General features: G+C 68.5%; 24 protein-coding genes and 1 tRNA gene. 15 read left to right on the top strand and 10 right to left on the bottom strand.

From position 1 onward, the window contains the following. Positions 1 to 70: 70 nt before the first annotated feature. The 3 genes from PotMrB4_RS25105 (at position 71) to PotMrB4_RS25095 (ending at position 2,606) form a co-directional block, all read left to right on the top strand. Positions 71 to 952 (top strand): PA4780 family RIO1-like protein kinase, encoded by an 882-nt coding sequence (locus PotMrB4_RS25105; protein WP_172434763.1) that lies wholly within the window; start codon positions 71 to 73, stop codon positions 950 to 952. An 87-nt stretch (positions 953 to 1,039) separates the two neighbouring features. Then, entirely contained in the window at positions 1,040 to 1,504 is a 465-nt protein-coding gene (bfr, locus tag PotMrB4_RS25100; RefSeq protein ID WP_044401369.1) for a bacterioferritin, read from the top strand. 199 nt (positions 1,505 to 1,703) lie between these two features. Further along, complete coding sequence (locus tag PotMrB4_RS25095; RefSeq protein ID WP_172434762.1) at positions 1,704 to 2,606, top strand: EamA family transporter; 903 nt, start codon at positions 1,704 to 1,706, stop codon at positions 2,604 to 2,606. Here PotMrB4_RS25095 and cueR read toward each other — a convergent pair. The 3 genes from cueR to PotMrB4_RS25080 all read right to left on the bottom strand — a co-directional run bounded on the left by cueR (position 2,536) and on the right by PotMrB4_RS25080 (position 6,747). Next, the gene (cueR, locus tag PotMrB4_RS25090) at positions 2,536 to 2,973 is read right to left on the bottom strand and encodes a Cu(I)-responsive transcriptional regulator (RefSeq protein ID WP_172434761.1); all 438 of its coding nucleotides are present in this window, start codon (positions 2,971 to 2,973) and stop codon (positions 2,536 to 2,538) included. The two genes, PotMrB4_RS25095 and cueR, sit on opposite strands and share 71 nt — an antisense overlap. Positions 2,974 to 3,539: 566 nt before the next feature. Continuing rightward, a complete protein-coding gene (locus PotMrB4_RS25085) occupies positions 3,540 to 5,942 on the bottom strand; it encodes a heavy metal translocating P-type ATPase (protein WP_172434760.1) in 2,403 nt (800 codons plus the stop codon). A 433-nt stretch (positions 5,943 to 6,375) separates the two neighbouring features. Next, on the bottom strand, positions 6,376 to 6,747 hold the full coding sequence (locus tag PotMrB4_RS25080) for a hypothetical protein (RefSeq protein WP_074970449.1): 372 nt from the start codon (positions 6,745 to 6,747) through the stop codon (positions 6,376 to 6,378). A 113-nt stretch (positions 6,748 to 6,860) separates the two neighbouring features. Here PotMrB4_RS25080 and PotMrB4_RS25075 point away from each other — a divergent pair, with 113 nt between their 5' ends. The 3 genes from PotMrB4_RS25075 (at position 6,861) to PotMrB4_RS25065 (ending at position 7,875) form a co-directional block, all read left to right on the top strand. Then, positions 6,861 to 7,058: a heavy-metal-associated domain-containing protein gene (locus tag PotMrB4_RS25075; RefSeq protein WP_069563211.1), complete on the top strand. Its 198-nt coding sequence runs from the start codon at positions 6,861 to 6,863 to the stop codon at positions 7,056 to 7,058. A gap of 16 nt (positions 7,059 to 7,074) precedes the next feature. After that, positions 7,075 to 7,167: transfer RNA gene (locus tag PotMrB4_RS25070), tRNA-OTHER, on the top strand. A gap of 459 nt (positions 7,168 to 7,626) precedes the next feature. After that, complete coding sequence (locus tag PotMrB4_RS25065) at positions 7,627 to 7,875, top strand: DNA-binding protein (protein ID WP_232060767.1); 249 nt, start codon at positions 7,627 to 7,629, stop codon at positions 7,873 to 7,875. Positions 7,876 to 7,880: 5 nt separating this feature from the next. On the opposite strand, the gene PotMrB4_RS25060 is transcribed toward PotMrB4_RS25065, so the two are convergent. Then, complete coding sequence (locus tag PotMrB4_RS25060; protein ID WP_044413014.1) at positions 7,881 to 8,522, bottom strand: TetR family transcriptional regulator; 642 nt, start codon at positions 8,520 to 8,522, stop codon at positions 7,881 to 7,883. A 152-nt stretch (positions 8,523 to 8,674) separates the two neighbouring features. Here PotMrB4_RS25060 and PotMrB4_RS25055 point away from each other — a divergent pair, with 152 nt between their 5' ends. From PotMrB4_RS25055 to PotMrB4_RS25045, 3 genes are all read left to right on the top strand, one after another. Further along, positions 8,675 to 9,847 carry an efflux RND transporter periplasmic adaptor subunit gene (locus tag PotMrB4_RS25055; RefSeq protein ID WP_172434759.1) on the top strand — a complete coding sequence of 391 codons (1,173 nt, stop codon included), beginning with the start codon at positions 8,675 to 8,677 and terminating at the stop codon, positions 9,845 to 9,847. A 12-nt stretch (positions 9,848 to 9,859) separates the two neighbouring features. Continuing rightward, complete coding sequence (locus tag PotMrB4_RS25050; protein ID WP_269473695.1) at positions 9,860 to 12,988, top strand: efflux RND transporter permease subunit; 3,129 nt, start codon at positions 9,860 to 9,862, stop codon at positions 12,986 to 12,988. A 101-nt stretch (positions 12,989 to 13,089) separates the two neighbouring features. Beyond that, on the top strand, positions 13,090 to 14,280 hold the full coding sequence (locus PotMrB4_RS25045) for a multidrug effflux MFS transporter (protein ID WP_172434758.1): 1,191 nt from the start codon (positions 13,090 to 13,092) through the stop codon (positions 14,278 to 14,280). 12 nt (positions 14,281 to 14,292) lie between these two features. Here PotMrB4_RS25045 and PotMrB4_RS25040 read toward each other — a convergent pair whose 3' ends face one another. From PotMrB4_RS25040 to PotMrB4_RS25030, 3 genes are all read right to left on the bottom strand, one after another. Further along, entirely contained in the window at positions 14,293 to 14,472 is a 180-nt protein-coding gene (locus PotMrB4_RS25040) for a hypothetical protein (RefSeq protein ID WP_044413002.1), read from the bottom strand. A 155-nt stretch (positions 14,473 to 14,627) separates the two neighbouring features. Beyond that, complete coding sequence (locus PotMrB4_RS25035; RefSeq protein ID WP_044413000.1) at positions 14,628 to 15,641, bottom strand: zinc-binding alcohol dehydrogenase family protein; 1,014 nt, start codon at positions 15,639 to 15,641, stop codon at positions 14,628 to 14,630. 15 nt (positions 15,642 to 15,656) lie between these two features. Beyond that, entirely contained in the window at positions 15,657 to 15,950 is a 294-nt protein-coding gene (locus PotMrB4_RS25030; protein WP_172434757.1) for a putative quinol monooxygenase, read from the bottom strand. Positions 15,951 to 16,045: 95 nt separating this feature from the next. Here PotMrB4_RS25030 and PotMrB4_RS25025 point away from each other — a divergent pair, with 95 nt between their 5' ends. The 6 genes from PotMrB4_RS25025 to PotMrB4_RS25000 all read left to right on the top strand — a co-directional run bounded on the left by PotMrB4_RS25025 (position 16,046) and on the right by PotMrB4_RS25000 (position 22,953). Further along, positions 16,046 to 16,963, top strand: a complete 918-nt coding sequence (locus PotMrB4_RS25025) for a LysR family transcriptional regulator (RefSeq protein ID WP_044412993.1) — start codon at positions 16,046 to 16,048, stop codon at positions 16,961 to 16,963. 247 nt (positions 16,964 to 17,210) lie between these two features. Continuing rightward, entirely contained in the window at positions 17,211 to 19,805 is a 2,595-nt protein-coding gene (locus PotMrB4_RS25020) for a PAS domain S-box protein (RefSeq protein WP_172434756.1), read from the top strand. A 96-nt stretch (positions 19,806 to 19,901) separates the two neighbouring features. Next, the gene (locus PotMrB4_RS25015; RefSeq protein ID WP_172434755.1) at positions 19,902 to 20,165 is read left to right on the top strand and encodes a PepSY domain-containing protein; all 264 of its coding nucleotides are present in this window, start codon (positions 19,902 to 19,904) and stop codon (positions 20,163 to 20,165) included. Position 20,166: 1 nt separating this feature from the next. Further along, entirely contained in the window at positions 20,167 to 20,700 is a 534-nt protein-coding gene (locus PotMrB4_RS25010) for a cytochrome b/b6 domain-containing protein (protein WP_074970431.1), read from the top strand. Positions 20,701 to 20,811: 111 nt separating this feature from the next. Continuing rightward, on the top strand, positions 20,812 to 22,188 hold the full coding sequence (locus tag PotMrB4_RS25005; RefSeq protein WP_172434754.1) for an MFS transporter: 1,377 nt from the start codon (positions 20,812 to 20,814) through the stop codon (positions 22,186 to 22,188). A gap of 111 nt (positions 22,189 to 22,299) precedes the next feature. After that, complete coding sequence (locus PotMrB4_RS25000; RefSeq protein WP_044412983.1) at positions 22,300 to 22,953, top strand: 7-cyano-7-deazaguanine/7-aminomethyl-7-deazaguanine transporter; 654 nt, start codon at positions 22,300 to 22,302, stop codon at positions 22,951 to 22,953. A 114-nt stretch (positions 22,954 to 23,067) separates the two neighbouring features. Here the strand turns inward: PotMrB4_RS25000 and PotMrB4_RS24995 are convergent, their stop codons facing one another. The 3 genes from PotMrB4_RS24995 to PotMrB4_RS24985 all read right to left on the bottom strand — a co-directional run bounded on the left by PotMrB4_RS24995 (position 23,068) and on the right by PotMrB4_RS24985 (position 26,266). Then, on the bottom strand, positions 23,068 to 24,018 hold the full coding sequence (locus tag PotMrB4_RS24995) for an adenosine deaminase (RefSeq protein ID WP_044412980.1): 951 nt from the start codon (positions 24,016 to 24,018) through the stop codon (positions 23,068 to 23,070). 143 nt (positions 24,019 to 24,161) lie between these two features. Further along, positions 24,162 to 25,124 (bottom strand): 2-oxoglutarate and iron-dependent oxygenase domain-containing protein, encoded by a 963-nt coding sequence (locus PotMrB4_RS24990; RefSeq protein WP_172434753.1) that lies wholly within the window; start codon positions 25,122 to 25,124, stop codon positions 24,162 to 24,164. A 62-nt stretch (positions 25,125 to 25,186) separates the two neighbouring features. Further along, positions 25,187 to 26,266, bottom strand: a complete 1,080-nt coding sequence (locus tag PotMrB4_RS24985) for a BMP family ABC transporter substrate-binding protein (RefSeq protein ID WP_172434752.1) — start codon at positions 26,264 to 26,266, stop codon at positions 25,187 to 25,189. Positions 26,267 to 26,399 lie beyond the last annotated feature (133 nt).

The following is a 26,399-nucleotide window of genomic DNA, read 5'->3' as shown; positions in this document are numbered from 1 at the left end:
CGGCGCGCATGCCGTATAAAGTCGGACCATTCCAGTCCCAACCCATTTTCCCGAGGAACGCCGGCAAGGCATGAAGACACCCAAGCGCATCGAACCCCTGGTGGAGGATGGCCTGATCGACGAAGTGGTCAGGCCGCTGATGAGCGGTAAGGAAGCATCCGTCTACGTGGTGCGTTGTGGCAGCGAGTTGCGCTGCGCGAAGGTCTACAAGGAGGCCAACAAGCGAGGCTTCCGCCAGGCGGCCGAGTACCAGGAAGGGCGCAAGGTGCGTAACAGCCGCGACGCCCGGGCCATGGCCAAGGGCTCCAAGTACGGGCGCAAGGAGCAGGAAGAGAACTGGCAGAACGCCGAAGTGGCCGCCCTGTTCCGCCTGGCCAACGCCGGCGTGCGGGTGCCCAAGCCCTACGACTTCCTCGATGGCGTGCTGCTGATGGAGCTGGTCACCGACGGCTACGGCGACGCCGCCCCGCGCCTCAACGACGTCGACCTGACCCCCGAGGACGCCCGCGAATTCCACGCCTTCATGATCGGCGAGATCGTCAAGATGCTCTGCGCCGGCCTGGTCCATGGCGACCTGTCCGAGTTCAACGTGCTGCTCGACCCCTATGGCCCGGTGATCATCGACCTGCCCCAGGCGGTGGACGCTGCCGGCAACAACCACGCCTTCCGCATGCTCGAGCGCGACGTCGGCAACATGGCCGCGTACTTCGGCCAGTTCGCCCCCGAGCTGCGCTACACCCGCTATGCCAAGGAGATGTGGGCGTTCTACGAGGACGGCAAGCTGACCCCGGATACCCAGCTCACCGGCCAGTTCACCGAGCCCGAGGAAGCGGCCGACGTGGATGCGGTGATGCGCGAGATCAAGGCCGCCCTCGCCGAGGAGGAGCGCCGCCAGGCGTTGCTGAAGGACACCAGCGACGAACCGCCGACCCCGCCCTGGATGAAGGAGTGAGGGTGTGGCATCGGGCTGCTTGACCGGGCGGTTCCCGAGGACGACCATTGCGCCCTCGGATCACCGCGTTTGCAGGGGAGAACACAGATGAAAGGGCAAGCGGAAGTCGTCGAATACCTCAAGGACCTGCTGCGAGGTGAGCTGGCCGCACGCGACCAGTACTTCCTGCACTCGCGCATGTATGCCGACTGGGGCTTCACCAAGCTCTACGAGCGCATCAACCACGAGATGGAGGAAGAGACCGAACACGCCGATGCCCTGTTGCAGCGCATCCTCTTCCTGGAAAGCACCCCGGACATGACGCCCAAGGCCATCCACCCCGGCGCCACCGTGCCGGAGATGCTGCGCTCGGACCTCAACCTCGAATACGAAGTGCGCGCCGCGCTGAGCAAGGGCATCACCCTGTGCGAGCAGCATGGCGACTACGTCAGCCGCGACATCCTCGCCCTGCAGCTGCAGGACACCGAGGAAGACCACGCCTACTGGCTGGAACAGCAACTGGGGCTGATCGACCGGGTCGGCCTGCAGAACTACCTGCAATCCCAGAGCTGATCGACCTCGCAACCGTTCATGTAAAAGCCCCCGGAGAGATGCCTCTCCGGGGGCTTTTTCGTGGCGGCATGCCGGTCGCCTGTTGCGGCCCTGTACGGTCCTGTAGCCGCCCCTGTATCCCCCGAATCCCCGGAATCTGTATCCATACAGCCTCCCGGTGACCTGCTAGCGTGGCCCACCCGTTCCCGGAATCCCTGCCATGCCGTTGCCGCACATCCTCCTTGCTCTGCTGGTCACCCTGGTCTGGGGCGTGAACTTCGTCGTCATCAAGCTCGGGCTCGGCGAGTTTCCGCCGCTGCTGTTCTGCGCCCTGCGTTTTGCCCTGGCGGCGACGCCCTTGCTGTTCCTGCGCGGGCCGCTGCCGGCGCCGTTGTGGCGGATCGTGCAGATCGGGCTGCTGCTGGGGGTGTTCAAGTTCGGGGTGCTGTTCATCGGCATGAAGCTGGGCATGCCGGCCGGGCTGACCTCGCTGGTGCTGCAGAGCCAGGTGTTCTTCACCGTGCTGATCGCGGCGCTGGTGCTGGGCGAGCGGCCCACGCTGCGGGCGTTGGCGGGCCTGGCGTTGGCGGCTTCGGGGCTGGTGCTGATCGGCCTGGAACGGCCCCTGGGCGACAGCCTGCTGGCCTTCGTGCTGGTGCTGGTGGCGGCCCTGGCTTGGGCCTTCGCCAACATCGCCACCAAGCGCGCCGGTGCCAGCGACATGCTGCGGCTGATCTGCTGGGTGAGCCTGGTGCCGCCCTTGCCGCTGCTGGCGCTGTCCTGGGTGTTCGAGGGGCCGCAGGCGATGGCGGCGGCCTTTGCCCACGCCAGCCTCACCGGCTACCTGTCCCTGGCGTTCGTGGCCTTCGGTGCCACCACCCTGGGGTTCGCCCTGTGGAGCTTCCTGCTCAGTCGCCACCCGGCGAGCCTGGTGACGCCCTTCGCCCTGGCGGTGCCGATTTCCGGGCTGCTGTCCGGCTGGCTGCTGCTGGGCGAGGCCCTCAGCCCGTCGGCGCTGGCGGCCTGTGCCCTGGTGTTCGTCGGCCTGGCGGTCACCGTGTTGCCGAAGGACCTGCTGGGGCGCCTGCTGCCCCGCAGCAACCGCCCGATGCCAGGTCCTTGAGGATCGGGCAGTCGGGGCGGTGATCGCCCTGGCAGTGGTCCACCAGCTCCTGCAGGGTGTCGCGCAGGCCCACCAGCTCGGCGATGCGCTGGTTCAGTTCGTCGATGTGGGCATTGGCCAGGGCCTTCACGTCGGCGCTCGCGCGGCCCCGGTCGCGCCACAGGGTGAGCAGGCGGCCCACTTCCTCCAGCGAGAAGCCCAGGTCCCGTGAGCGGCGGATGAAGGCGAGGCTGTGCAGGTCCTGCTCGCTGTACTGCCGGTAGCCGCTGTCGCTGCGGCCGGCCTCGGGGAGCAGGCCGATGGACTCGTAGTAGCGGATCATCTTCGCGGTGAGCCCGCTCTTCTTCGCGGCCTGGCCGATGTTCATGCAACTGTCCTCTTGGGTTGAGGTGTCCGGACGCCCCTTGTGGGGCGCTTGGTGAGTGAACTGGCTCTGTCTGCTTTCAAGTGTTGCCAGGACATTTTTGGCCAGGCTGAATGCCGGATTTTGCTGTTGGTTTCTGTTTCGCCTTGCCGGGCGAGTCACTTTTCTCAATCGCCAGAAAAGTAACCAAAAGCGCTTGCCCCTGCATGCGGCCCGACTACGTCGGGTCCCCTTGCTTCATCATCGTTTCAGGGGCACGCCGCGAAGGGCCATCCCTGGCCCATCGCGGCTCTCGCGACATCCATGTCGCTCAACCCCTGAAACGACGATTGCGCTCGGCCTCCTGAAAGGGGCGTTTAGCGGCTGCCCCAACTTCCTCGCCAGAATCTTCATCGATGTGCGCATCACGCTCGAGGCGAAAAAGCTTCCGTAGGGCGGCGTAGAGCGAAGCGAAACCCACGCGGCAGGTATTACAGGGCGTCACCGTGCTTGAGTCTTCGCATCACGTTCACAACAGCTAGCGCATACAGAACCCATGAGTTCGCCCCTGCCAGAACGGCGTCCTGGCATCAGTCTTCCGTGTGTTTCTCCCCGGCCGGTTTCCAGGTCTTCAGCAGCAGGGCGTTGCTCACCACGCTGACGCTGGAGAGGGCCATCGCGGCGCCGGCGACCACCGGGTTGAGCATGCCGGCGGCGGCGAGCGGGATGCCCACCAGGTTGTAGATGAAGGCCCAGAACAGGTTCTGGCGGATCTTGCCGTAGGTGCGCCGGGCGATGTCGAGGGCGGCGGGGACCAGGCGCGGGTCGCCGCGCATCAGGGTGATGCCGGCGGCGTGCATGGCCACGTCGGTGCCGCCGCCCATGGCGATGCCCACGTCGGCTGCGGCCAGGGCGGGGGCGTCGTTGATGCCGTCGCCGACCATCGCCACCACCGCGCCGCCGGCCTTGAGCCGGGCCACCTCGGCGGCCTTGTCGGCGGGCAGCACTTCGGCGTGCACGTCGTCGATGCCCAGCGCCTCGGCCACCACCCGGGCACTGCCGCGGTTGTCGCCGGTGATCAGGTGGCTGGCGATGTGGCGTCCGCGCAGGGCCTGCACGGCGTCGCGGGCGCCCTCCTTGAGGCTGTCGCCGAAGGCGAAGAGCCCGAGTACCTGTGCCTGGGGCTGCAGCGCCAGCAGCCAGGACAGGGTGCGGCCCTCGGCTTCCCAGGCCTGCGCCGAGGCCAGCAGGGCGCCGCCGTCTAGGCCGTGCTCGTCCAGCAGGCGGCGGTTGCCCAGGGCCAGCAGGCGGCCCTCGACCACGCCCTGGATGCCACGCCCGGTGAGGGACTGGCTGTCGCCCACCTCGGGCACCGCCAGGTTGCGTTCGTCACAGGCGTCCAGCACGGCCTTGGCCAGCGGGTGCTCGCTGCCGCGCTGCAGGGCGCCGGCCCAGGCCAGCAGGTGTGCTTCGTCGCCATCGGCAGCGGCGAGGTGGGTGATGCGCGGGGTGCCGGAGGTGAGGGTGCCGGTCTTGTCGAAGGCCACGGCGGTGACGGCGTGGGCCACCTCCAGGGCTTCGGCGTCCTTGATCAGGATGCCGTGGCGGGCCGCGACGCCGGTGCCGGCCATGATCGCCGTGGGCGTGGCCAGGCCAAGGGCGCAGGGGCAGGCGATCACCAGCACGGCGACGGCGTTGATCAGCGCCGTCTCCAGCGCCGCACCGGCCAGCAGCCAGCCGCCGAGGGTGGCCAGGGCGATCAGCAGCACCGCCGGGACGAACACCTGGCTGACCCGGTCCACCAGCTTCTGGATCGGCGCCTTGGCCGCCTGGGCGTCTTCCACCAGGCGGATGATCCGCGCCAGCACCGTCTCGCCGCCGAGGGCGGTGGTGCGTACCCGCAGGCGCCCCTCGCCGTTGATGGCGCCACCGGTGACGCGGTCGCCCGGGGCCTTGGGCACCGGCAGGCTCTCACCGCTGATCAGCGCCTCGTCGGCGTGGCTCTGGCCCTCCAGCACCTCGCCGTCCACCGGGAAGCGCTCGCCGGGTTTCACCAGCACCTCGTCGCCCAGCTGGAGTTCGGCGATGGCCACGTCTTCCTCGCGGCCGTCGCGCAGGCGGATGGCGCGCTCGGGGCGCAGGGCTTCCAGGGCACGGATGGCGGCGCTGGTCTGGCGCTTGGCGCGGCTCTCCAGGTACTTGCCCAGCAGCACCAGGGCGATGACCACCGCCGAGGCTTCGAAATACAGGTGAGGCACATGGCCGGGGTGGGCGGTGGCCCACTGGTAGAGGCTCAGGCCGTAGCCGGCGCTGGTGCCGATGGCCACCAGCAGGTCCATGTTGCCGGCGCCGGCGCGCACGGCCTTCCAGGCGGCGCGGTAGAAGCGCGCGCCGAGGATGAACTGCACCGGCGTGGCCAGGGCGAACTGCACCCAGGCCGGGAGCATCCAGTGCAGGCCGAAGGGTTCCACCAGCATCGGCAGCACCAGCGGGGCCGCCAGCAGCAGGGCCAGCGCCAGGGCCAGGCGCTCCCGTTGTAGCGCCTGGCGGGCGCGGGCCTCGCTGTCGTCGGCGTGCTCGGCCTGGTGCAGCCGCGCCTGGTAGCCGGCGCGGGTCACGGCCTGGATCAGCGCCTGGTCGTCCACCCCGTCCAGCCGCTGCACGCTGGCCCGCTCGCTGGCCAGGTTGACGCTCACCTCCAGCACCCCCGGCACCTTGGCCAGGGCACGCTCCACACGACCGGCACAGCTGGCGCAGGTCATGCCGCCGATCTCCAGCTCCAGGCGCCCCTGGGGCACCTCGTAGCCGGCCCGCTGCACCGCCTCGCGCAGGGCGGGCAGGGCATCGGCGGGGGCCTGGACCCGGGCCTGCTCGCGGGCCAGGTTGACGCTGGCGGACTCCACGCCAGGCACCTTGGCCAACGCGCGCTCCACGCGGCCGGCGCAGCTGGCGCAGGTCATTCCAGTGATGGGCAGGTCGAACGATACGGTCATGGCTGATCCTCCTCGTGGGGCACAGGATCAACCTTGACCCCGTGGCAAGGTCAAGAGGAGAGAGGGCTGCTGCGGGAGTGCAGCACGTTCGTTGATGACCTTCCTCAGAGATGGCTATGCCTGAAGCGCACATTGGACTTGTGCTTGGCAACGGAGGTGATGCGGGGACACTGCCCCTTCAGGAGGCCGAGCGGAGTCGCTGTGGAAGGGGTTGAGCGACATGGATGTCGCGAGAGCGCTGCCGGGCCATGGATGGCCCGTCAGCGCGGGCCCCTGGAACAGCGATGGAGGGAGGGAACCCGACGTAGTCGGGCCGTATGCAGGGGCAAGTTTTTTGGTTCCTTTTCAACGATTGGAAAAGGGACTCGCCCGGGAGGGCGAAACAAAAAACATCCGCAGAACTCGATAACCAACCTGACACCCCACCGCCCTGTCAGGGCAACGGCACCGACGGAATCAGATACAACCCATGGTCGTTCATGCCCAGTTCATAGCGGCTGACCATTCCGGCCTGCAGGGTGATGGTCTGCGGCTCCTGCACGCCCATGCCGGCACGGCAGGGGGCGGCGTCGAGCAGGCCGAGGCGCACCGAGACCCGGCCCGGAGGCAGGTTCAGCTCCACCGATTGGCCCTGCACCAGGCGCGCAATGAGACGGTCCTGAACGTAGAGGGCCACGTCGCAGCCGGTGGCCAGCTGCATCCGCTCGCGGGAGACCACGAGCATGCCGTAGTTGAGCGGCGCTTCCGCGCGGGCCAGGCCGGGCAGGGCGAGCAGGGCCGCGAGCAGCAGGGTGAGGGCTTTCATGACAGGGCTCCGGAGGGGCAGTGGAGCAAGTGTAGGTGCGCGGGGCTTGACCTTGCCACGGTGGCAAGGCGGACACTGCGGGCCGTTCATCCAGCCATCACGAGGAGTCGATCATGCAAGTGTTCAAGGTCCAGGGCATGTCCTGTGGTCATTGCGTACGCGCCGTCACCGAGGCGGTGCAGGCCCGCGACGCGGCGGCGGAGGTCCAGGTGGACCTGGGCGCCGGTGAAGTGCGGGTGGCCAGCCGCCTGGCGGCCGAGCAGGTATTGGAGGCCATCCGCGAGGAAGGCTACCCGGCCGAGCTGGCCTAGCGCCCAGCACACCCCTGGAAGACCATCACGCCCGGCGTCGCGGCCGGGCTTCGAACCCGGTGGAGGACGACAGCCGTTCCTTACTGGGTTCAACTTCCACTGCCTTCCGCCCCATTCCTTCTCGCTTTACCGTCCTGACCGGATGCAATGCGCGGATGTCGGACCAGAAGAGCTCTTCCGGGAACATTTCCGAGCCGTTGTACTGGAAAGTGAGGAAGTGCGGGGCGTCGTAGACGCCCTCCAGCGCCATCACCACGCCGACGATATGCACGCAGGTGAACGTGGGCTCCGGGACGTCGGGCCAGTTCAGCTCTATCCAGGCCGTGCGACCAATCAATGCGCAGGCGGCGTCGAAGGTGAAGTCGGCCATGCTCAATCTCCTATCAAGCAGTTATCCACAGCACAGGGCAGGCCTTCGGCCAGGCAGGCATGGCCCTTCCAGTTCCAAGAGGGTTGCTTCAGTATTCGGAGTTTTAGCTAGAGCCTGTCGGGGCAATATTAACTCCAGGGGCAAAGATTACTCCGATTTAGCTTGGGAGTAAATAGTGCCCCAGTTGCGTTTGGATATATGGACGAGATCAAAGGTAGAGCGCTGTACCTGATCCATTTGGCCGGGCCGAAGAAGCTCAGCCAGTTGGGCGAGACCAACCACGAGCGCTGGAAGAACATCAGCAAGGGCGCCATCCGCATGGGCACGGAGGAACTGGCCGTGCTGGTGCGCCTGTATCCGCACTACGCGTTCTGGCTGATCAGCGGCGAAACGGTGCCTGAAGCCGGGCAGACGAGCCCGCTGGAGGCATCCTCCCCCCAGCCGTGACGGCGCTAGGAGGCGCTGCGCAGCACCTCATCCCAGTCACGGATCAGCCCACGGAACACCGCGTCCAGCAGCGGCGCGGTGTCCTGCTGCGGGTCGAACAGGGAGATGTCGCGGGTCCAGTCGGTGAACAGGCCGAGGATCTGCGCATGCAGCCCGCGCGAGGCCAGGCGCGGGGTGAGGCCCGGGTGCAGGCGTTCGACGCAGCCGGGCAGGGCGAACAGTGCCTCGCACAGGTCGATGAACTGGTTGACGAAGGCGTTGTGGCGGTCCTCCGCCTCGCGCAGTTCCTCGGTGAACTCGCAGCGGTGCAGGAGGATGGTGAAGATGCGCTTGCGCTGGGCGTCCACCGCCAGTGAGGTGATCGCCTCGATGGACAGGTTGCGCAACGACAGCAGTGCGTCGCGGCCGCTGTAGCCGCAGAGGCGTTCGGTCATCTGCTCCGGGGGCAGGCGCACCTGGTTGAGCATCTCGTGGAACAGGTGGGCCTTGTTCTGGAAGTGCCAGTAGACGGCGCCCCGGGTCACGCCCGCAGCCCGGGCGATCTGTTCCAGGGAGGTATGGGCCACGCCGTTCTCGAGGAACAGCAGCTCGGCGGCGGCCAGGATGTCGGCGCGGGTTTTCTCCGCTTCTTCTTTGGTTCTGCGCATAGCAGTCAGGTGAATAGTGTCTAGGCTTCTTCTCGGGAGTCGGATTCTAGCGACATTGCTGCCGCCCCGGCGCTTCGGCTTCCCCTCTTTTCGTCCTCTCAATCGAAATGCCATTCCACCCGTCCTGGCAGGAATGGCCGTGGAGAATCGCCATGCCGCTCGCTCGCCGCCTGCCCTTGCGCCACGTCCTGCCGGTCGTCGCCTGCCTGCTGTCCGGCCCCCTGGCCGCAGCGGATGCTCCTGCCGGAGGAGCCGCCCCGGCGCCCGAGGTGCTGGTGGAGACGGTGCGCGAGGGGCCCCTGCCGCTGGTGCTGGAGTACGCCGGGCGTACCGCCGGCTACCGCGAGGTAGAGGTGCGCGCGCAGGTCAGCGGCATCCTCCAGGAGCGCACCTACCAGGAGGGCGCGCGGGTGCAGAAGGGCCAGGTGCTGTTCCGCATCGACCCGCGCACCTACCAGGCCGCCCTGGGCAGCGCCAAGGGCGCGCTGGCCCAGGAGCAGGCGCGCTACCGGCAGACCGAGCGCGACCTCCGGCGCGTGCGCGAGCTGCAGAAGAAGGGCTTCGCCAGCGAGAGCGAGCTGGACAACGCCATCTCCAACTTCGAGCAGAGCAAGGCCAACGTGCAGGCTGCCGAGGCCAACGTCCAGGCCAAGCAGATCGACCTCGACTACACCACGGTGAAGGCGCCCATCAGCGGCATCACCAGCAAGGAGACCCGCTCCGAGGGCAGCCTGGTGGTGGCCGGCGACCCCAACTCCAGCCTGCTGACCCAGCTCACCCAGCTGGACCCGCTGTACGTCAACTTCGGCTACCCCGACACCGAGGCCGAGCGCCTGCGCGAGGGCGTGCAGAGCGGCCGCCTGACCCTGCCGGCCGACGGCAAGCTGACCGCCGTGCTGAAGTTCGGCGACAGCTCCACCTACCCGCTGGAGGGCCGGGTGGACTTCACCGACAGCTTCGTCAACACCGGCACCGGCACCGTCAGCGCCCGCGCGGTGGTGCCCAACCCCGAGCAGAAGCTTCTGCCGGGCCAGTTCGTGCGGGTGCTGATCAAGGGCATCACCCGCCCCGGCACCATCACCGTGCCGGAGCGCGCGCTGTCCCAGGGGCCGCGCGGCACCTTCGTGTTCGTGGTGGACAAGGACGGCGTGGCGCGCATGCGCGAGGTGAAGACCGGCGACACCACCGAGGGCCGCTGGGTGATCCTCTCCGGCGTCTCCGCCGGGGACCGGGTGATCGTCGAGGGCCTGCCCCGGGTGCGCCCGGACGCGCCGGTGAAGGCGGTGGAAGCCCCCGCCGACGGCACCCCGCCGAAGCAGTCCTGAGGAGGGCGCGCCGTGATCTCGCGATTCTTCATCGACCGGCCGGTGTTCGCCGCGGTCATCTCCATCGTCATCATGCTCGGCGGCCTGGCCGCCATGCGCGCGCTGCCCATCGCCCAGTACCCGGAGATCCTCCCGCCGCAGGTCTCGGTGACCGCCAGCTACCCCGGCGCCAGCTCCCAGGTGATCGCCGAGACGGTGGCGGCGCCGCTGGAGCAGGGCATCAACGGCGTGCAGGGGATGATCTACCAGCTGTCCAACTCCGACAGCAACGGCGCCATGAGCCTGACCGTGTACTTCCAGGTGGGCACCGACCCGGACCAGGCCACCATCGACGTCAACAACAAGGTCCAGGCGGCGCTGGCGAAGCTGCCCGAAGAGGTGCGCCGGCAGGGCGTGAAGGTGGAGAAGAAGTCCTCCGACATCCTCCAGGTGGTGACGCTGTTCTCCCCGGACAATTCCCGCGACCCGATCTACATCAGCAACTACGCGCTGATCAACGTGATCGACGAGCTCAAGCGCATCCCCGGCGTCGGTGATGCCAGCCAGTTCGGCTCGAAGAACTACTCCATGCGCATCTGGCTGCGGCCGGACAAGCTGGCCCAGTACAACCTGACGCCCACCGACGTGGTCAAGGCGATCCAGGAGCAGAACTCCCAGTTCGCCGCCGGCAGCTTCGGCAAGCAGCCGCTCAACCAGCCCCAGGACTTCACCTACACCGTCACCACCCAGGGCCGCTTCACCGACCCGAAGGAGTTCGAGAGCGTCATCCTGCGCACCGACGCCACCGGCGCCAGCCTGCTGCTCAAGGACGTGGCGCGGGTCGAGCTGGGGGCCCAGGACTACTCGCTGATGACCTCGCTGAACGGCCAGCAGAACGCCGCCTTCGGCATCTACCTGCAGCCCGGTGCCAACGCCCTGGACACCGCCGAGGCGGTGCGCCAGACCATGGACCGCCTGGCCAAGCGCTTCCCCCAGGGCATCGACTACAAGATCCCCTACGACACCACCAAGTTCGTCAAGGTCTCCATCGAGGAGGTGATCCACACCTTCGTCGAGGCCCTGGTGCTGGTGATGCTGGTGGTCTACCTGTTCCTGCAGAACTGGCGCGCCACGCTGATCCCGGTGCTGGCCATCCCGGTGTCGCTGATCGGCACCTTCGCCGGCATGTACCTGCTGGGCTTTTCCATCAACCTGCTGACCCTGTTCGGCATGGTGCTGGCCATCGGCATCGTGGTGGACGACGCCATCGTGGTGCTGGAGAACGTCGAGCGGGTGATGCGCACCGAGAAGCTCGGCCCGCGCGAGGCGGCGATCAAGGCCATGGAGGAGGTGACCGGGCCGATCATCGCCATCGTGCTGGTGCTCTGCGCGGTGTTCGTCCCGGTGGGCTTTCTCGGTGGCCTGGCGGGGCAGATGTACAAGCAGTTCGCGATCACCATCGCGGTGTCGGTGGTGATCTCCGGCATCGTCGCGCTGACCCTCTCGCCGGCGCTCTGCGCCCTGCTGCTCAAACCCACCCATGAGGAGCCGGCAGCGCCGTTCCGCTGGTTCAACCGGGCCTTCGACCGCGCCACCGACGGCTACACCGCCGGGGTGCGCTTCTTCCTCAAGCGCAGTGCCATCGGCTTGCTGCTGTTCGGCGGGATGATCGCGCTGATGGTCATGCTGTTCGGCCGGGTGCCCGGCTCCCTGGTGCCCGACGAGGACCAGGGCTACGTGATCAACGCCTACTTCCTGCCGCCGGCCGCCTCCCTCACCCGTACCGAAGAAGTCACCAGCGCCGTCACCGAGCAGTTGATGAAGCACCCGGCGGTGCAGGACGTGGTCACCTTCGCCGGCTTCGACGTGCTCACCTTCGGCACCCGCAGCAACGCCGGGGTGTCGTTCATCCCGCTGAAGGACTGGAAGGAGCGCACCACCGAGGAGCTGGATGCGCGCAACCTGCCGCGCGCCTTCATGGCCATGGGTGCCGGGCAGAAGGACGGCGTGGTGATGACCTTCAACCCGCCGCCGATCACCGGCATGAGCACCACCGGCGGCTTCGAGGCCTACCTGCAGGACCGCTCCGGCGGCTCCATCGCACAGCTGCAGGCGATCGTCGGCAAGTTCGTCGCCGCCGCCGCCAAGCGACCCGAGCTGGCCGGCGTGAGCACCACCTTCAACGCCAACGTGCCGCAGTACTTCCTCGACCTGGACCGCACCAAGGCCCGCGCCCTGGGGGTGGCGGTGAACGATGTGTTCACGGCCATGCAGTCCACCTTCGGCAGCTACTACGTCAACGACTTCACTCTCTACGGGCGCACCTGGCAGGTGAGCCTGCAGGCCGAGGCGGACTTCCGCCGCAAGCCCGAGGACCTCAGCCAGGTGTACGTGCGCTCCGCCTCCGGCGACCTGGTGCCGCTGTCGTCCCTGGTGCGGGTGCAGCGCATCCTCGGGCCGGACTCCTACGCGCGCTTCAACGTCTACCCGGCAGCCAAGATCCTCGGCGGCCCGGCGCCGGGCTACAGCTCGGGGCAGGCCCTGGCGGCCATGCAGGCGGTGGCGGACGAGGTGCTGGGCGAGGACTACAGCCTGGGCTGGGTCGGCTCGGCCTACCAGGAGCTGGCCACCCAGGGCTCGGGGGGCACCGCCTTCCTGTTCGGGCTGATCATCGTGTTCCTCATCCTCGCCGCCCAGTACGAGCGCTGGACGCTGCCCATCGCGGTGGTCACCGCCGTGCCCTTCGCGGTGTTCGGCGCCATCCTCGCGGTGTGGCTGCGCGGGCTGTCCAACGACGTGTACTTCCAGGTGGGGCTGGTGACGCTGATCGGCCTGGCGGCGAAGAACGCGATCCTCATCATCGAGTTCGCCGTGCTCTGCCGGCAGCAGGGCATGGGCATCTTCGAGTCGTCCCTGGAGGCGGCGCGCCTGCGCTTCCGGCCCATCGTGATGACCTCCCTGGCCTTCATCCTCGGCTGCGTGCCCCTGGCGATCAGCAGCGGTGCGGGCTCGGCGAGCCGACATTCCATCGGCACCGGGGTGATTGGCGGTATGCTAGCGGCCACGGTGCTGGCAACCTTCCTCATCCCGATGTTCTACCTGCTGGTGGAATCCGCTGCCGACAGGTTGGGGCGCAAGAAGAAGGCACCGGCCGCCGAGTGACGTCCGGCGCCCACCGGACATCGAACCGCACGCCCGCTCCACGGTCTCTTTTGCAGTCAACGGCGCCGCCCTCGGGGCGGCGCCCTGTTTTCAGGTGATCCATGAATTTCCGCATCCTGCTGATCCTGGGGGCGCTGAGTGCCTTCGGCCCCATGGCGATCGATTTCTACCTGCCCAGCTTCCCGGCCCTGGCCAAGGCGTTCGCGACCGACGTCGAGCACGTCCAGCTGAGCCTGGCGGCCTACTTCGTCGGCCTGGCCATCGGCCAGTTGCTCTACGGCCCCATCGCCGACCGCTTCGGCCGGCGCCCGCCGCTGCTGGCGGGGGTGACGCTGTTCACCCTGGCCTCGGTGGCCTGCGCCCTGGCACCGAGCCTGGAGTGGCTGATCGCCGCGCGCTTCATCCAGGCCCTGGGTGGCTGTGCGGGGATGGTGGTGTCGCGGGCGGTGGTGCGTGACCTGTGCGACCCTGTGTCCTCGGCCAAGGTGTTCTCCCAGCTGATGCTGGTGATGGGGCTGGCGCCGATCCTCGCGCCCCTGGGTGGCGGGTTGCTGCTGGAGAGTTTCGGCTGGCCGTCGATCTTCTACGGGCTGACCCTGTTCAGCGCGCTGGTGCTGGTCGGGGTCTGTGCCTGGCTGCCGGAAACCCTCACCCACGGTGACGAGCGCCCGCCGTTGCGCGGTGCCCTGGGGCAGTACCGGCGCCTGCTGGGGGACGGGGTGTTCATCGGCTATGCGCTGTCCGGCGGGCTGGCCATGGCCGGCATGTTCGCCTACATCGCCGGTTCGCCCTTTGTCTTCATCCAGCTCTATGGCGTGCCGGCCGAGCACTACGGCTGGCTGTTCGGCAGCAACGCGCTGGGCTTCATCCTCGCGGCCCAGGTGAACGCCTGGCTGATGCGCTTCCACGGCCCGGCCTACTGGCTGCGGCGCATGGTCTGGGTGCTGCTGGGCTTCGCCGTGGCGATGCTGGTGGTGGCCCATGCCCACACCGAGGCGCTGTGGCCGCTGCTGGTGCCGCTGTTCTGCGCCACCGCCTGCCTGGGCTGCATCATCCCCAACGCGTCGGCCTCGGCCATGGCCGGCCAGGGTCGCCACGCCGGCAGCGCCTCGGCGCTGATGGGCAGCCTGCAGTTCAGCGTTGCCGCCGGTGCCGCAGCCCTGGTGGGCGTGCTGCACGACGGCACGGCGGTACCCATGGCGACCGTCATCGCGCTCTGTGCAGCGGGGGCGGTGAGCGCGTCCACCTTCACCTGGTGGCGGACGCGCGGGCAGCCTTCAGTGCTGGGCTAGCAGTCTCAGGGGTCAGCCGACGGCTCGTCGGGGCTGTTCGGGCAGGACGTGGGGCGCCTTGAGGCGGGCCTCCAGCACGGCGACGAAGCGTTGCGCCTCGGCCTCGGTGCGGAAGCTGACGGCGTGCTGATCGATGCACACCTGCCAGCTGGGGCCCTGGGCGGTACGGGTAGGACGGACGAGCACTTTCATGGTGGTCACCTCCCTGGTTCGAAAAATTCGAGCACCCAGTGTAGAGCGCGGAGATGGCCCGGAAATGACATCGGTCAATGGCCCGACTGGCGGTCGGGCCATCGCCCATCGAGGCGACCGACGGGCACCTCGGTGACAGGGTGCCCGGCGCGGCCTCAGAAGCCTTCGAGCACGATCTTGCCCTTGGCCTTGCCGCTCTCCAGCAGGGCGTGGGCGCGCTTGAGGTTGGCCGCCTCGATGCGCCCGTAGTGCTCGCCGAAGGTGGTCTTCAGCACGCCCTGGTCGATCAGCTCGCTGACGCGGTTCAGCAGCTTGTGCTGCTCGATCATGTCGGCGGTCTCGAACATCGAGCGGGTGTACATGAACTCCCAGTGCAGCGAGATGCTCTTGCGCTTGAGCTTGAGCACGTCGAGGCCGGCCGGGTCGTCGATCAGCGCCAGCTTGCCCTGGGGCGCCAGGGCTTCCACCAGTTGCTCCAGGTGCTGGTCGGTCTGGGTCAGGCTGGCGACGTGGGTGACGCTGTCGAGGCCGATGCGCTTGAGTTCGGCCGCCAGTGGCTGGCTGTGGTCGATGACGTGGTGGGCGCCCAGCTCGCGGACCCAGGCCTGGGTTTCCGGGCGCGAGGCGGTGCCGATCACCGTCAGCCCGGTGAGCCGGCGGGCCAGCTGCACGAGGATGGAACCGACGCCACCGGCCGCGCCGACTACCAGCAGGCTCTGGCCCTGGTCAGCCTGGCCCTCGGCGATGCCGAGGCGGTCGAACAGCAGCTCCCAGGCGGTGATGGCGGTCAGCGGCAGGGCGGCGGACTTGGCGAAGTCCAGGCTCTGCGGGCGTTTGCCGACGATGCGCTCGTCCACCAGGTGCAGCTCGGCGTTGCCGCCGGGGCGGGTCAGGGCGCCGGCGTAGAACACCTCGTCACCGGGCTGGAACAGGCTGACGTCACCGCCCACCGCCTTGACCACGCCGGAGACGTCCCAGCCCAGCACGCGGGGCTGGCCGTTCTCGGGGGCGGCGTTGCGGCGGATCTTGGTGTCCACCGGGTTCACCGAAATGGCGCGGACCTCCACCAGCAGGTCGCGCGGGCCCGGCGTCGGCTCGGGCAGGTCGATGTCCTGCAGGGCGTCGGGGTGGTCGATGGGCAGGTTCTGGAAATAGGCAACGGCTTTCATCGGGGGCTCCTGGGTTCAGGCGAGGTGTTCGAGAAGGGTGAGGGTGACGCCCTTGAGGCGGCTGCCATGGGCATCGCCGAAGTGGCGGTAGTGGGTGGTGGCCTGGTGCGCAGCGAGTGCGGCGTCGTCGCGCCAGGTCTCCAGCATGACGAAGCGCAGGGCGTCGGCACGGTCCCGGTGCAGGTCGTACTGCAGGCAGCCGGGTTCGCTGCGGCTGGCGGCGACCAGCTCCCGCAGCGCGGCTTCCACGGCCTCGGCCTGGCCGGGTTGGGCGTCGATGTGGGCGATCAGGTGCAGGGGCGAGGTCATGGTGGCTCTCCGGGAACGATGGCGCATAGGTTGGGCTATTTCGCGGCGTGGAGAAATCCGCTAGAAGGCGACAGTCTTTCAAAGGAATTTTGAAAATGCTGCGCCTCGACGACCTCAGCCTGTTCGTCTGCACTGCCGACCGGGGCAGCCTCTCCGCTGCGGCCCGCGAGCTGGACATCTCCCCGGCCGTGGCCAGCGCCGCCCTGAAGCGCCTGGAGGCCAAGCTGGAGACGCGCCTGCTGATCCGCTCCACCCGCAGCCTGCGCCTGACCCCGGAGGGCGAGCAGTTCCTGGTCCACGCCCGCGAGGCGCTGCGCAGCCTGGAGGAGGGGCGGCGGCAGCTGGCCGGCGGCCGCGAGGGCATCAGCGGCACCCTGCAGCTGTCGGCACCCTCGGACTTCGGCCGCAACGTGCTGCTGCCCTGGCTCGACGCCTTCCAGGCCGAGCACCCGCGCCTGGCCCTGAGGCTGTACCTGAGCGACCGCACCGCCGACCTGTTCCGCCAGCCGGTGGACATCGCCCTGCGCTACGGCGAGCCGGAGGACTCCAGCCTCGTCGCGCTGCCCATCGCCCCGGACAACCGCCGGGTGCTCTGTGCCGCCCCCGAATACTTCGCCCGCCACGGCCGCCCGGCCCAGCCCGAGGACCTGGCCGGGCACACCTGCCTGCTCTACCTGCTGGGCGGCCGTGCCCATGACCGCTGGAGCTTCGAGGACGGGCGCCGCACCCACCTGGTCAGCGTGGCGGGCGACCGCCTCTGCGACGACGCCGACGTGGTGCGGCGCTGGGCGGTGGCCGGGCGCGGGCTGACCTACAAGTCCTGGCTGGACGTGGCCGGCGACGTGGCCGCCGGGCGCCTGCAACTGGCCTTGGAGCGCTACCGGGGCGAGCCCACGCCGCTGAACCTGGTGTGCGCGCACCGCGACCAGTTGGGCAAGCCGGTGAAGCTGCTGCGGGAGTTCCTCCGCGAGCGCTGCGACGAGTTGCTGCGCCGCGCGCCCTGGACGCGCTGACGGAAAGCGCGCCCGCAGGGTTGCTCATGGCCCGGCTTCGGCTATCGTGGGCGCCTGTAGGGCACTTCCAGACGCGACCTGTGCTGGCTTGCCGGGTGAAACACGGCCTCGTGCGCGAGTCCGATCAACATGCTCATCGACACCGCGTAAACTGCATTTTTTTCGCTTGTTTGATCTTGCGCTGACCGGCTCGCCTACTTTTTCAAAGGCGCCCTGCAGCGCCGCGACTGCACCCAGGGAGACCTCCTTGCTGCCCCCCGATCCCCGCCCGCCCTCGCGAGGTTTCCCGCTCGACCTGACGCCACCCCGGCTCGGCCTCCACCTGCTGGTGCTCTTCGTCGGCTACCTGCTGCTCGCCCTCGGGGCGGCGTGGCTGTCCCGCCAGCCGGGCACCATCTCCACCCTGTGGTACGCCAACGCCTTCGGCATCGCCTTCCTGTGGAACCAGTCGCCGCGCCGCTGGCCCGTCCTGCTGGGGGTGATGGCGGGCGCCAACGTGCTGGCCGGCAGCCTGATCGGCGATACGCCGCAGATGTCCGCTTGCTTCGTCCCCGCCAACCTGCTGGAGATGAGCCTGGCCGCCTGGCTGCTGCGGCGCACCGGGGTGGCGGTGTACATGGACCGCAGCCCCCTGGCCTTCCTGCGCTTCATCCTGCTCGGCGTGCTGGTGCCGCCGCTGTTCAGCGCACCGCTGGCGGCCGGCCTGCTGCAATGGGCCGATTACGGCAGCTTCTGGCGCACGGCGCTGTCGTGGTTCGAGGGGGCGGTGCTTGGCACCGTGTCGATCCTGCCGTTGATGGTGCAGGTGCAGCTCCACGGCCTGCGCTCCCTGGATATCCGCCGCCGCCCCCGCGAGTTCGGCCTCCACTCCCTGGCGGTGCTGGTGATGACACCGGTGACGCTGCTCTACGTGCCGTTCCCCTTCGTCTACCTGTCCCTGCCGCTGCTGCTGGCGGCGGCGCGCCTGAGCTTCGGTGGCACCGCGCTGCTGGTGGGCTGCATGTCGCTGCTGGGCGGGCTGGTGATCGCCGCCGGCGAGCTGGATACGCCGCGGATCGACGGCATGGTCCGCGAGCTGGCGATCTACCTGCCGTTGCTGCTGTCGCTGTTGCCGCCGCTGCTGCTGGCGGCGGCGGTGGAGCAGGGCCGGCGGCGTCGCCGTGACCTGGCGGCCAGCGAGGCGCGCTTCCGCTCGGCCATGGACGAGTCCGCCATCGGCATGGCCCTGGTGGACCTGGACGGCCGCTGGCAGGGGATCAACCGTGCCTTGTGCGAGATGCTCGACTACAACCGGGACGACCTGCTGCGGCTGTCGTTCCGCGAGATTTCCCACCCCGATGACCTGCCCCGGGACCTGGCGCTGCTGGACGAGCTGCTGGCCGGGCAGCGCACCAGCTACCGCCTGGAGAAGCGCTACCTGCGCCGCGACGGCCGCGAAGTCTGGGCGCTGCTGGCGGTGTCGCTGGTGCGCGACGACGAAGGGCGGCCGCAATACTTCATCGCCCAGATCGAGGACATCGACCGCCGCAAGCGCGCCGAAGCCCGCGAGGCCGACCTGCTGCGGCGCTATTCCCTGGCCACCGAAAGCAGTGGCGTGGGCGTGTGGGAGTGGTACCTGGCCAGCGACCGCATCATGTGGGACGACAGCCTGTTCCGCCTCTACGGCCTGGCGCCCCGGCCCGGCGCGGTCAGCTACGGCGACTGGGCGCGCTACCTGCACCCGGCGGATGCCCCCGGCGTCCACTGCCAGCTGCAGCAGGTGCGCCAGGGCCAGGAACAGGCGGACATCGAATTCCGCGTCATCCACCCGGACGGCCAGGTGCGCGTGCTGCGCGCCCTCGGCAGCCTGGTGCGCGATGCGTCGGGCGAGCCGGAGCGGATGGTCGGCACCGCCTGGGACGTGACCGAGCTGCGCCAGCTGGCCGAGCGCCTGCGGGACGAGCGCGAGCGCCTGCAGGTGACCCTGAACTCCATCGGCGACGGGGTGGTGACCACCGACCTGCAGGGCCGGGTCAACTTCCTCAACCCGGTGGCGGTGCGCCTCAGCGGCTGGAGCAACGAGCGTGCCCTGGGCCAGCCCATCGAGACGGTGCTGCCCCTGGAGGGCGAGCATGGCGAGGTGCTGGAGAACCCGGTGCGGCAGTGCCTGGAGCAGGGCACCCACGCCAGCATTCCCGGCCTTTCCTCCCTGCGTCACCCGGCCGGCGGCCTGGTGGCGGTGCGCGGCCAGGCCGCGCCGATCCGCAGTGGCCAGGGCGAGCTGCTGGGCAGCGTGCTGGTGTTCACCGACGTCAGCGAGGCGCGGGCGATGCAGAAGCACCTGCGCTACGCCGCCACCCACGACGCCCTCACCGCCCTGCTCAACCGCTCCGCCTTCGAGAGCGCCCTGGCCGAGAGCTGCCACGACGCCGAGCAGAACGACCGCCACAGCGTGCTCTGCTTCATCGACCTGGACCGCTTCAAACACGTCAACGACACCGCCGGGCATGCCGCCGGCGACGAGATGCTGCGGCGCATCGCCCGGCTGATGCAGTCCCTGGTGCGCAGCGGCGATGTGCTGGCGCGGCTGGGCGGCGACGAGTTCGCGCTGATCCTGCGCAACTGCCCGCTGGATCGTGCCCAGTTGCTGGGCAACCGGCTGATCGAGGGCATCACCCAGATGCCTTTCGAGTGGGAGGACCAGCCCTTCAGCGTCGGTGCCAGCCTGGGCCTGTCGCGTATCCGGTCAGGCAACAGCGACCCCGAGCAGCTGCTGCGCCAGGCCGATGCGGCCTGCTACCAGGCCAAGCGCTCGGGGCGCGGCTGCCTGGCGATCCACGCGGGGTCCTCGGCGGGGGCCTGAGGCCGTCGCGAAACGCTACAAGGGTTTCGCGCCTGGCAGCCACGGCGGCCGTGGCCTATACCTGCTGGACCCAAACCGAACCACGAGGACATTCCCATGCGCACGTTGCTGTTCTGCCTGGCCTTCGCCAGCCCCCTGGCCATCGCCGGGCCCCAGTGCACCACTGCCGACAAGGCCCAGTGGCAGGACCAGACCAAGTTCCAGGAGGCCCTCAAGGCCCAGGGCTACGAGATCAAGAAGTTCAAGGTCACCAGCGGCAACTGCTACGAGATCTATGGCTGGGACAAGGACAAGCGCAAGGTCGAGATCTATTACGACCCGGTCTCCGGCAAGGCCGTGAAGGAAAACGTCGAAGGCTGACATGACCGACGCCCGCATCCGCCTCTGGGACCCGCTGGTACGCATCGGCCACTGGACCCTGGTGACCGCCTTCGTGGCCAACTACTTCTTCACCGAGGCGGGCGAGGACTGGCACCGCTGGCTCGGCTACAGCGCCCTGGTGGCGGTGCTGGTGCGCCTGGTGTGGGGCTTCGTCGGCCCCACGCCGGCACGCTGGTCGGACTTCTGGCCCTGGCCCTCGCGGCTGGCCGAGCACGCTCGGGCGCTGGTTAGCGGGCGTCCCTACCACCGCCTGGGGCACTCGCCCATCGGCGCGCTGGTGATGGTGCTCATGCTGCTGCTGATGTTCGGCCTGGGCGTGAGCGGCTTCCTGATGGAGGAGGTGGACTACTTCTGGGGCGAGGACCTGCCCAAGGAGATCCACGAACTCATGGCCAACACCCTGGCCGGCCTGGTCTGCGTGCACCTGCTGGCGGCCGTGGTGGAAAGCGTGCGGCTGCGGGAGAACCTGCCGCTGTCGATGATCACCGGCCGCCGCCGCGCGCCCCACGACTGACGCCCGCCAGGTCGGCGACGGGCCCCCGCAGGTCGTATCCAGCCAATCGCCGCGCCGACCCTCCCTCCCATACTCGTGGCGGACACCGCACCGAGCCGCGAGGGACACCGCATGCACGCACCCGGATACACCGCCGCCGAGCGCCTGGAGCGCTTGCCCATCAGCGGTTACCACCGCCTCATCTTCCTGATCATCGCCCTGGCGTTCTTCTTCGACTCCATGGACCTGGCGATGATGACCTTCCTGCTCGGCTCGATCCGCACCGAGTTCGGCCTCAGCAGCGCCCAGGCCGGGATGCTCGCCAGCGCCAGCTTCGTCGGCATGGTGGTGGGGGCCTCGCTGTCGGGGATGCTCGCCGACCGCTTCGGCCGCAAGCCGGTGTTCCAGGGCAGCATCGTGCTCTGGGGGCTGGCCAGCTACCTGTGTTCCACCGCCCAGGACGTGGAGAGCCTGACGCTGTTCCGCATCCTCCTGGGGATCGGCATGGGCATGGAGTTCCCCATCGCCCAGTCGCTGCTTTCGGAGATGATTCCGGCCTCGCGGCGCGGTCGCTACATCGCCCTCATGGACGGCTTCTGGCCGCTGGGGTTCGTCAGCGCCGGGGTGCTCTCCTACCTGCTGCTGGAGCGTATCGGCTGGCGCGACATCTTCCTGGTACTGGCCCTGCCGGCGGTGTTCGTGCTGGTGATCCGCTTCTTCATCCCCGAATCGCCCCGCTGGCTGGAGCAGGTGGGCCGGCTCAAGGACGCCGACCGCGTGTTGCGCGACATCGAGCGGTGGGTGGCCGCTTCCCTGGGCCTGGCGCAGTTGCCCGAGCCCGCGCGGCTGCCGCGCCAGGCGGTGCGTGCGCCGAGCCTGTTCGCGGCCTTCGGCGAGTTGTGGTCGCCGCGCTTCCGCCACCGCACGCTGATGATCTGGAGCCTGTGGTTCCTCGCCCTGCTGGGCTTCTACGGCCTCACCTCCTGGCTCAGCGCCTTGCTGCAGCAGTCGGGGTTCGCGGTGACCCAGTCGGTCTACTACACGGTGCTGATCTCCCTCGGCGGCATCCCCGGCTTCTTCGTCGCCGCCTGGCTGGTGGAGCGCTGGGGGCGTAAGCCCACCTGCGTGATGACGCTGCTGGGCGGCGGCGTCATGGCCTTCTGCTACGGGCAGAGCGCGGTGTTCGGCGGCAACCAGGCGCTGCTGATCGGCACCGGCCTGGCCATGCAGTTCTTCCTCTTCGGCATGTGGGCGGTGCTCTACACCTGGACCCCGGAGCTGTACCCCACCTCGGCACGGGCCACCGGCTCGGGCTTCGCCTCGGCCGTGGGGCGCATCGGCTCGCTGCTGGGGCCGACCCTGGGTGGGCTGCTGATCCCGCTGGCGGGGCAGGTCGGGGTGTTCGCCCTCGGGGCACTGTGCTTCGGCCTGGCCGCGCTGGTGGTGGCGCTGTTCGGTGTGGAGACCCGTGGGCAGACCCTGGAGGCGCTGTCCGGGGAGGGCGGCTGAGCAGACGAAGCGCCTTTTGTTGACGCGCGGGTCAAGTTAGAATGCGCGCCGCTGTGGCATAGGGCCATGGCATGGGTTCCCTCACCCCATCAGCCAAAAAGGATGACCTCCATGTCCGTCGCGTTTCCCGCGGCCTGGCGCCCTGCGCTGGCCGGCCTGATCGTTTTCCACATCCTCATCATCATCGCCAGCAACTACCTGGTGCAGCTGCCCATGACGCTGTTCGGCTGGCAGACCACCTGGGGCGCCTTCAGCTTCCCGTTCATCTTCCTCGCCACCGACCTCACGGTGCGGCTGATGGGCAAGCAGGCGGCGCGGCGGGTCATCGCCCGGGTCATGGTGCCGGCGCTGGCGGCCTCCTACGTCGTCTCGGTGCTGTTCCAGGATGCAGCGTTCCAGGGCTTCGGCGCCCTGGGCGAATTCAACCTGTTCGTCGCCCGCATCTCCCTGGCGAGCTTCCTCGCCTACGTCCTCGGGCAGGTGCTGGACATCCAGGTGTTCGACCGCCTGCGCAAGATGCGCCAGTGGTGGATCGCCCCGGTGGTCTCCACCATCGCCGGCAACCTGCTGGACACCTTTACCTTCTTCTCCGTCGCCTTCTGGCAGAGCGACAACCCCTTCATGGCCGAGCACTGGGTGGAGATCGCCACCGTCGACTACGGCGTGAAGCTCAGCGTCAGCCTGCTGCTGTTCGTACCGCTGTACGGCGTGCTGCTGGCCGGCATCCTCCGCGCCATCACCCCCCGCAGCGAACGCACCGCCTGATATCCCCTGCCGGTGCATCGGTGGAGACTCACCAGAGTTTTGCCGGCGGTCCGCTTCAGCCCACCGCTCTGCCATGTCCACTCGCAAGAAGGGCCGCTTCGCGGCCCTTTTCGTTCACTTCACCAGCCGTGCATCCAGGCTGTTCTGCGCTAGGCGCTGGGCCTGGTCCTGGGTCATGCCCAGGTGTTCGTGCAGGGCGAAGAAGTTCTCGGTGACGTAGCCGCCGAAGTAGGCCGGGTCGTCGGAGTTCACCGTGACCTTCACGCCGCGTTCGAGCATGTCGAGGATGTTGTGCTGGCTCATGTGGTCGAACACGCACAGCTTGGTGTTGGACAGCGGGCAGACGGTCAGCGGGATCTGCTCGTCGATGATGCGCTGCATCAGGCGTTCGTCCTCGATGGCGCGCACGCCGTGGTCGATGCGCTGGATCTTCAGCAGGTCCAGGGCTTCCCAGATGTATTCCGGCGGGCCTTCCTCGCCGGCATGGGCGACGGTGAGGAAGCCTTCGGCGCGGGCGCGGTCGAACACGCGCTGGAACTTGCTCGGCGGGTGGCCTTGCTCGGAGCTGTCCAGGCCCACAGCAACGAAGGCGTCACGGAAGGGCAGGGCCTGGTCGAGGGTCTTCTGCGCTTCGTCCTCGGAGAGGTGGCGCAGGAAGCTGAGGATCAGCCCGGAGCTGATGCCGAGCTGCTTGCGGCCGTCGTCCAGGGCGTGGCGGATGCCGTTCAGCACCACCTCGAAGGGGATGCCGCGATCGGTGTGGGTCTGCGGGTCGAAGAAGGGCTCGGTGTGGATCACGTTCTGCGCCTTGCAGCGCTGCAGGTAGGCCCAGGTCAGGTCGTAGAAGTCCTGCTCGGTGCGCAGCACGTCGGCGCCCTGGTAGTACAGGTCGAGGAACTCCTGCAGGTTGTTGAAGGCGTAGGCGCTGCGCAGGCTCTCCACGTCGCCCCAGGGCAGGGCGACCTTGTTGCGTTCGGCCAGGGCGAACAGCAGCTCGGGCTCCAGGGAACCCTCCAGGTGCAGGTGCAGTTCGGCCTTGGGCAGGGCGTTGAGCCAGTCGTACATGGTGTTTTCTCGTGATCAGGCGGGGGTGTGGCGGGCAAGTTTAACTTCCCGGACAGGTTTTCGCCGTACCCGCGCCCGAACGCCTGGGCCGTGCGGCACGGCCCCTGACGAATGGCCCTGTTCCGCCGAGGGCCGGCCACTGGTCAGGCCGTTTCCTCCCGTCGGTAGGCGTAGGTGTCGGCGAAGCGCGAGAGCAGGTACTCGGCGCTGGTCACCGGTGGGTACTTCGGCGGGTTGTCGGTGCTGGAGCAGTTGGGCAGGCAGCTGATCTCGGTGTCCGGGTGCGGTTCGGCGAAGAAGGGCATGGAGTAGCGGTGCACCCCCAGCGGGCTGATGACCCGGTGCGGGGTGGAGGTGTAACGGTCGTTGCTCCAGCGCGCCATCATGTCGCCGATGTTGACCACGAAGCTGCCGGGGATCGGTGGCGCGTCGATCCATTCCCCGTGGACGTTGCGCACCTGCAGGCCGCCGGCGTCGTCCTGGTACAGCAGGGTGACGCAGCCGTAGTCGGTGTGCGCACCGGCGCCCTGTTGTTCGGCGGAGCTGGCGGTGTGGCGCGGCGGGTAGTGGATCATGCGGAACACGCTGATGGGCTCGGCGAAGCGCGCATCGAAGAAGTCGCGCTCGATGCCCAGGGCCAGGGCGATGGCTCGCAGCAGGGTCTGCGCCAGGGCCTGCATGTCGGCGTAGTGCTGCTCCATGAGGGCCGCCCAGCCGGGCAGGTCGGGGTGGCGGTTGGGCCCGCGCAGGGGCTTGCCGGCCAGCACCTCGGGGTGGTCGGCGGCCATGTGAAAGCCCATGTCGAAGGTTTCCTTCAGGTCGCTGGGCTGGGTCGGGTCGAGCTGTTCGGTGGCGATGGCGCCGTAGCCGCGGTGGTGGGCGGTGCGGGTGATGTCGATCTTCAGCTTCTCGGCCTCGGGCTGGGCGAAGAAGGTCTTGGCCGCTGCCAGCAGCGCGTCGATGCGCTCGGGCGGGATGCCGTGTCCGGTGATGTAGAAGAAGCCCCAGTCGCGGCAGGCGGCGTCGATCTGGGTGGCGACATCGCGCCAGGCTGCATTGTCTGTGCCATAGAGCGGGGCGATGTCGATGAGGGGAAGCGTGTTCATCGGGGTGTCCTTCGGGTATGCGGGTCAGCACCCTCTCCTCGCGCACGGGGAGAGGGCGGGGCTTACTTCGGCAGTTCCGCCTTGATGCCTTCGACGTAGTAGTTCATGCCCGCCAGGTCGGCGTTGGTGGCGACCACGCCGTCGGCCAGCTTGAGGGTGCCGCTCTGGTCCTTGATCGGGCCGGTGAAGGGGTGGAACTCGCCGCTCTTGATGCGGGCGATGATTTTCTCCGCCTCGGCCTTCACGTCGGCCGGCACCAGGTCGCTGATGGGCAGCTGGATGGTGTCCTCGGCCAGGCCGCCCCAGTAGTCCTGGGATTTCCAGGTGCCGGCCATCACGCCTTCGGCGGCCTGGATGTAGTGCGGCCCCCAGTTGTTGACGATGGAGGTGAGCACGGCCTTGGGCCCGAAGTGCGCCATGTCCGAGGCGTAGCCCACGGAGTACACGCCACGGCGCTCGGCGGCCTGGATCGGCGCCGGGCTGTCGGTGTGCTGGAAGACCACGTCGACGCCCTGGTCGATCAGCGCGTTGGCGGCGTCGGCTTCCTTGCCCGGGTCGAACCAGGAGTTGACCCAGACCACCTTGATCTCGGCCTGCGGGTCGTACTTGTTCAGCGCCAGCTGGATGGCGTTGATGTCGCGGATCACCTCGGGGATGGGGAAGGAGGCGATGTAGCCGATCTTGTGGCTCTTGGTCATCTTCGCGGCGAGGAAGCCGCCGACGTAGCGGCCCTCATAGGAGCGCGACAGGTAGGTGCCGAGGTTCTTGTCCTGCTTGTAGCCGGTGGCGTGCTCGAAGGTGACCTTGGGGAACTGCTTGGCCACCTTGGCGGTGGGGTTCATGTAGCCGAAGGAGGTGGTGAAGATCAGGTCGTAGCCGCCCTTGGCCATGTTGCGGATGACCCGCTCGGCGTCGGCGCCCTCGGCGACGTTTTCCACGTAGGTGGTCTCCACCTTGTCGCCCAGCTTGGCCACCAGGGCCTTGCGGCCTTCCTCGTGCTGGTAGGTCCAGCCGTGGTCGCCGATGGGGCCGACGTAGACGAAGCCGACCTTCAGCGGGTCGGCGGCGGAGGCGCCGAGGGTGGCGCTGAAGCCGATGGCGGCGACGAGGGTGCGCAGCAGGTTCTTCTTGGAATGGAACATGGGGGATGGGGCTCCTGGTCTGTTGTTCTGTGCTGTGCCCTGTGGGCTGACCAGGCGATTGCAAAAAATTGACCAACTGGACAGGCGGCGCGCAAAGCCCCGTGCCAGGCCGGTTGGTGCAGGCGGGCGGCGC

Source organism: Metapseudomonas otitidis (genome assembly GCF_011397855.1).
GTDB classification, from domain to species: domain Bacteria; phylum Pseudomonadota; class Gammaproteobacteria; order Pseudomonadales; family Pseudomonadaceae; genus Metapseudomonas; species Metapseudomonas otitidis.
Note: the sequence above shows the minus strand (reverse complement) of the source record. Positions and strands in the feature narration are given on the sequence as shown.

Bases quoted from the DNA above. Each gene is read 5' to 3' on its own strand.
- PotMrB4_RS25105 (WP_172434763.1), top strand. From the start codon at position 71: ATGAAGACACCCAAGCGCATCGAACCCCTGGTGGAGGATGGCCTGATC.
- bfr (WP_044401369.1), top strand. From the start codon at position 1,040: ATGAAAGGGCAAGCGGAAGTCGTCGAATACCTCAAGGACCTGCTGCGA.
- PotMrB4_RS25095 (WP_172434762.1), top strand. From the start codon at position 1,704: ATGCCGTTGCCGCACATCCTCCTTGCTCTGCTGGTCACCCTGGTCTGG.
- cueR (WP_172434761.1), bottom strand. From the start codon at position 2,973: ATGAACATCGGCCAGGCCGCGAAGAAGAGCGGGCTCACCGCGAAGATG.
- PotMrB4_RS25085 (WP_172434760.1), bottom strand. From the start codon at position 5,942: ATGACCGTATCGTTCGACCTGCCCATCACTGGAATGACCTGCGCCAGC.
- PotMrB4_RS25080 (WP_074970449.1), bottom strand. From the start codon at position 6,747: ATGAAAGCCCTCACCCTGCTGCTCGCGGCCCTGCTCGCCCTGCCCGGC.
- PotMrB4_RS25075 (WP_069563211.1), top strand. From the start codon at position 6,861: ATGCAAGTGTTCAAGGTCCAGGGCATGTCCTGTGGTCATTGCGTACGC.
- PotMrB4_RS25065 (WP_232060767.1), top strand. From the start codon at position 7,627: ATGGACGAGATCAAAGGTAGAGCGCTGTACCTGATCCATTTGGCCGGG.
- PotMrB4_RS25060 (WP_044413014.1), bottom strand. From the start codon at position 8,522: ATGCGCAGAACCAAAGAAGAAGCGGAGAAAACCCGCGCCGACATCCTG.
- PotMrB4_RS25055 (WP_172434759.1), top strand. From the start codon at position 8,675: ATGCCGCTCGCTCGCCGCCTGCCCTTGCGCCACGTCCTGCCGGTCGTC.
- PotMrB4_RS25045 (WP_172434758.1), top strand. From the start codon at position 13,090: ATGAATTTCCGCATCCTGCTGATCCTGGGGGCGCTGAGTGCCTTCGGC.
- PotMrB4_RS25040 (WP_044413002.1), bottom strand. From the start codon at position 14,472: ATGAAAGTGCTCGTCCGTCCTACCCGTACCGCCCAGGGCCCCAGCTGG.
- PotMrB4_RS25035 (WP_044413000.1), bottom strand. From the start codon at position 15,641: ATGAAAGCCGTTGCCTATTTCCAGAACCTGCCCATCGACCACCCCGAC.
- PotMrB4_RS25030 (WP_172434757.1), bottom strand. From the start codon at position 15,950: ATGACCTCGCCCCTGCACCTGATCGCCCACATCGACGCCCAACCCGGC.
- PotMrB4_RS25025 (WP_044412993.1), top strand. From the start codon at position 16,046: ATGCTGCGCCTCGACGACCTCAGCCTGTTCGTCTGCACTGCCGACCGG.
- PotMrB4_RS25015 (WP_172434755.1), top strand. From the start codon at position 19,902: ATGCGCACGTTGCTGTTCTGCCTGGCCTTCGCCAGCCCCCTGGCCATC.
- PotMrB4_RS25010 (WP_074970431.1), top strand. From the start codon at position 20,167: ATGACCGACGCCCGCATCCGCCTCTGGGACCCGCTGGTACGCATCGGC.
- PotMrB4_RS25005 (WP_172434754.1), top strand. From the start codon at position 20,812: ATGCACGCACCCGGATACACCGCCGCCGAGCGCCTGGAGCGCTTGCCC.
- PotMrB4_RS25000 (WP_044412983.1), top strand. From the start codon at position 22,300: ATGTCCGTCGCGTTTCCCGCGGCCTGGCGCCCTGCGCTGGCCGGCCTG.
- PotMrB4_RS24995 (WP_044412980.1), bottom strand. From the start codon at position 24,018: ATGTACGACTGGCTCAACGCCCTGCCCAAGGCCGAACTGCACCTGCAC.
- PotMrB4_RS24990 (WP_172434753.1), bottom strand. From the start codon at position 25,124: ATGAACACGCTTCCCCTCATCGACATCGCCCCGCTCTATGGCACAGAC.
- PotMrB4_RS24985 (WP_172434752.1), bottom strand. From the start codon at position 26,266: ATGTTCCATTCCAAGAAGAACCTGCTGCGCACCCTCGTCGCCGCCATC.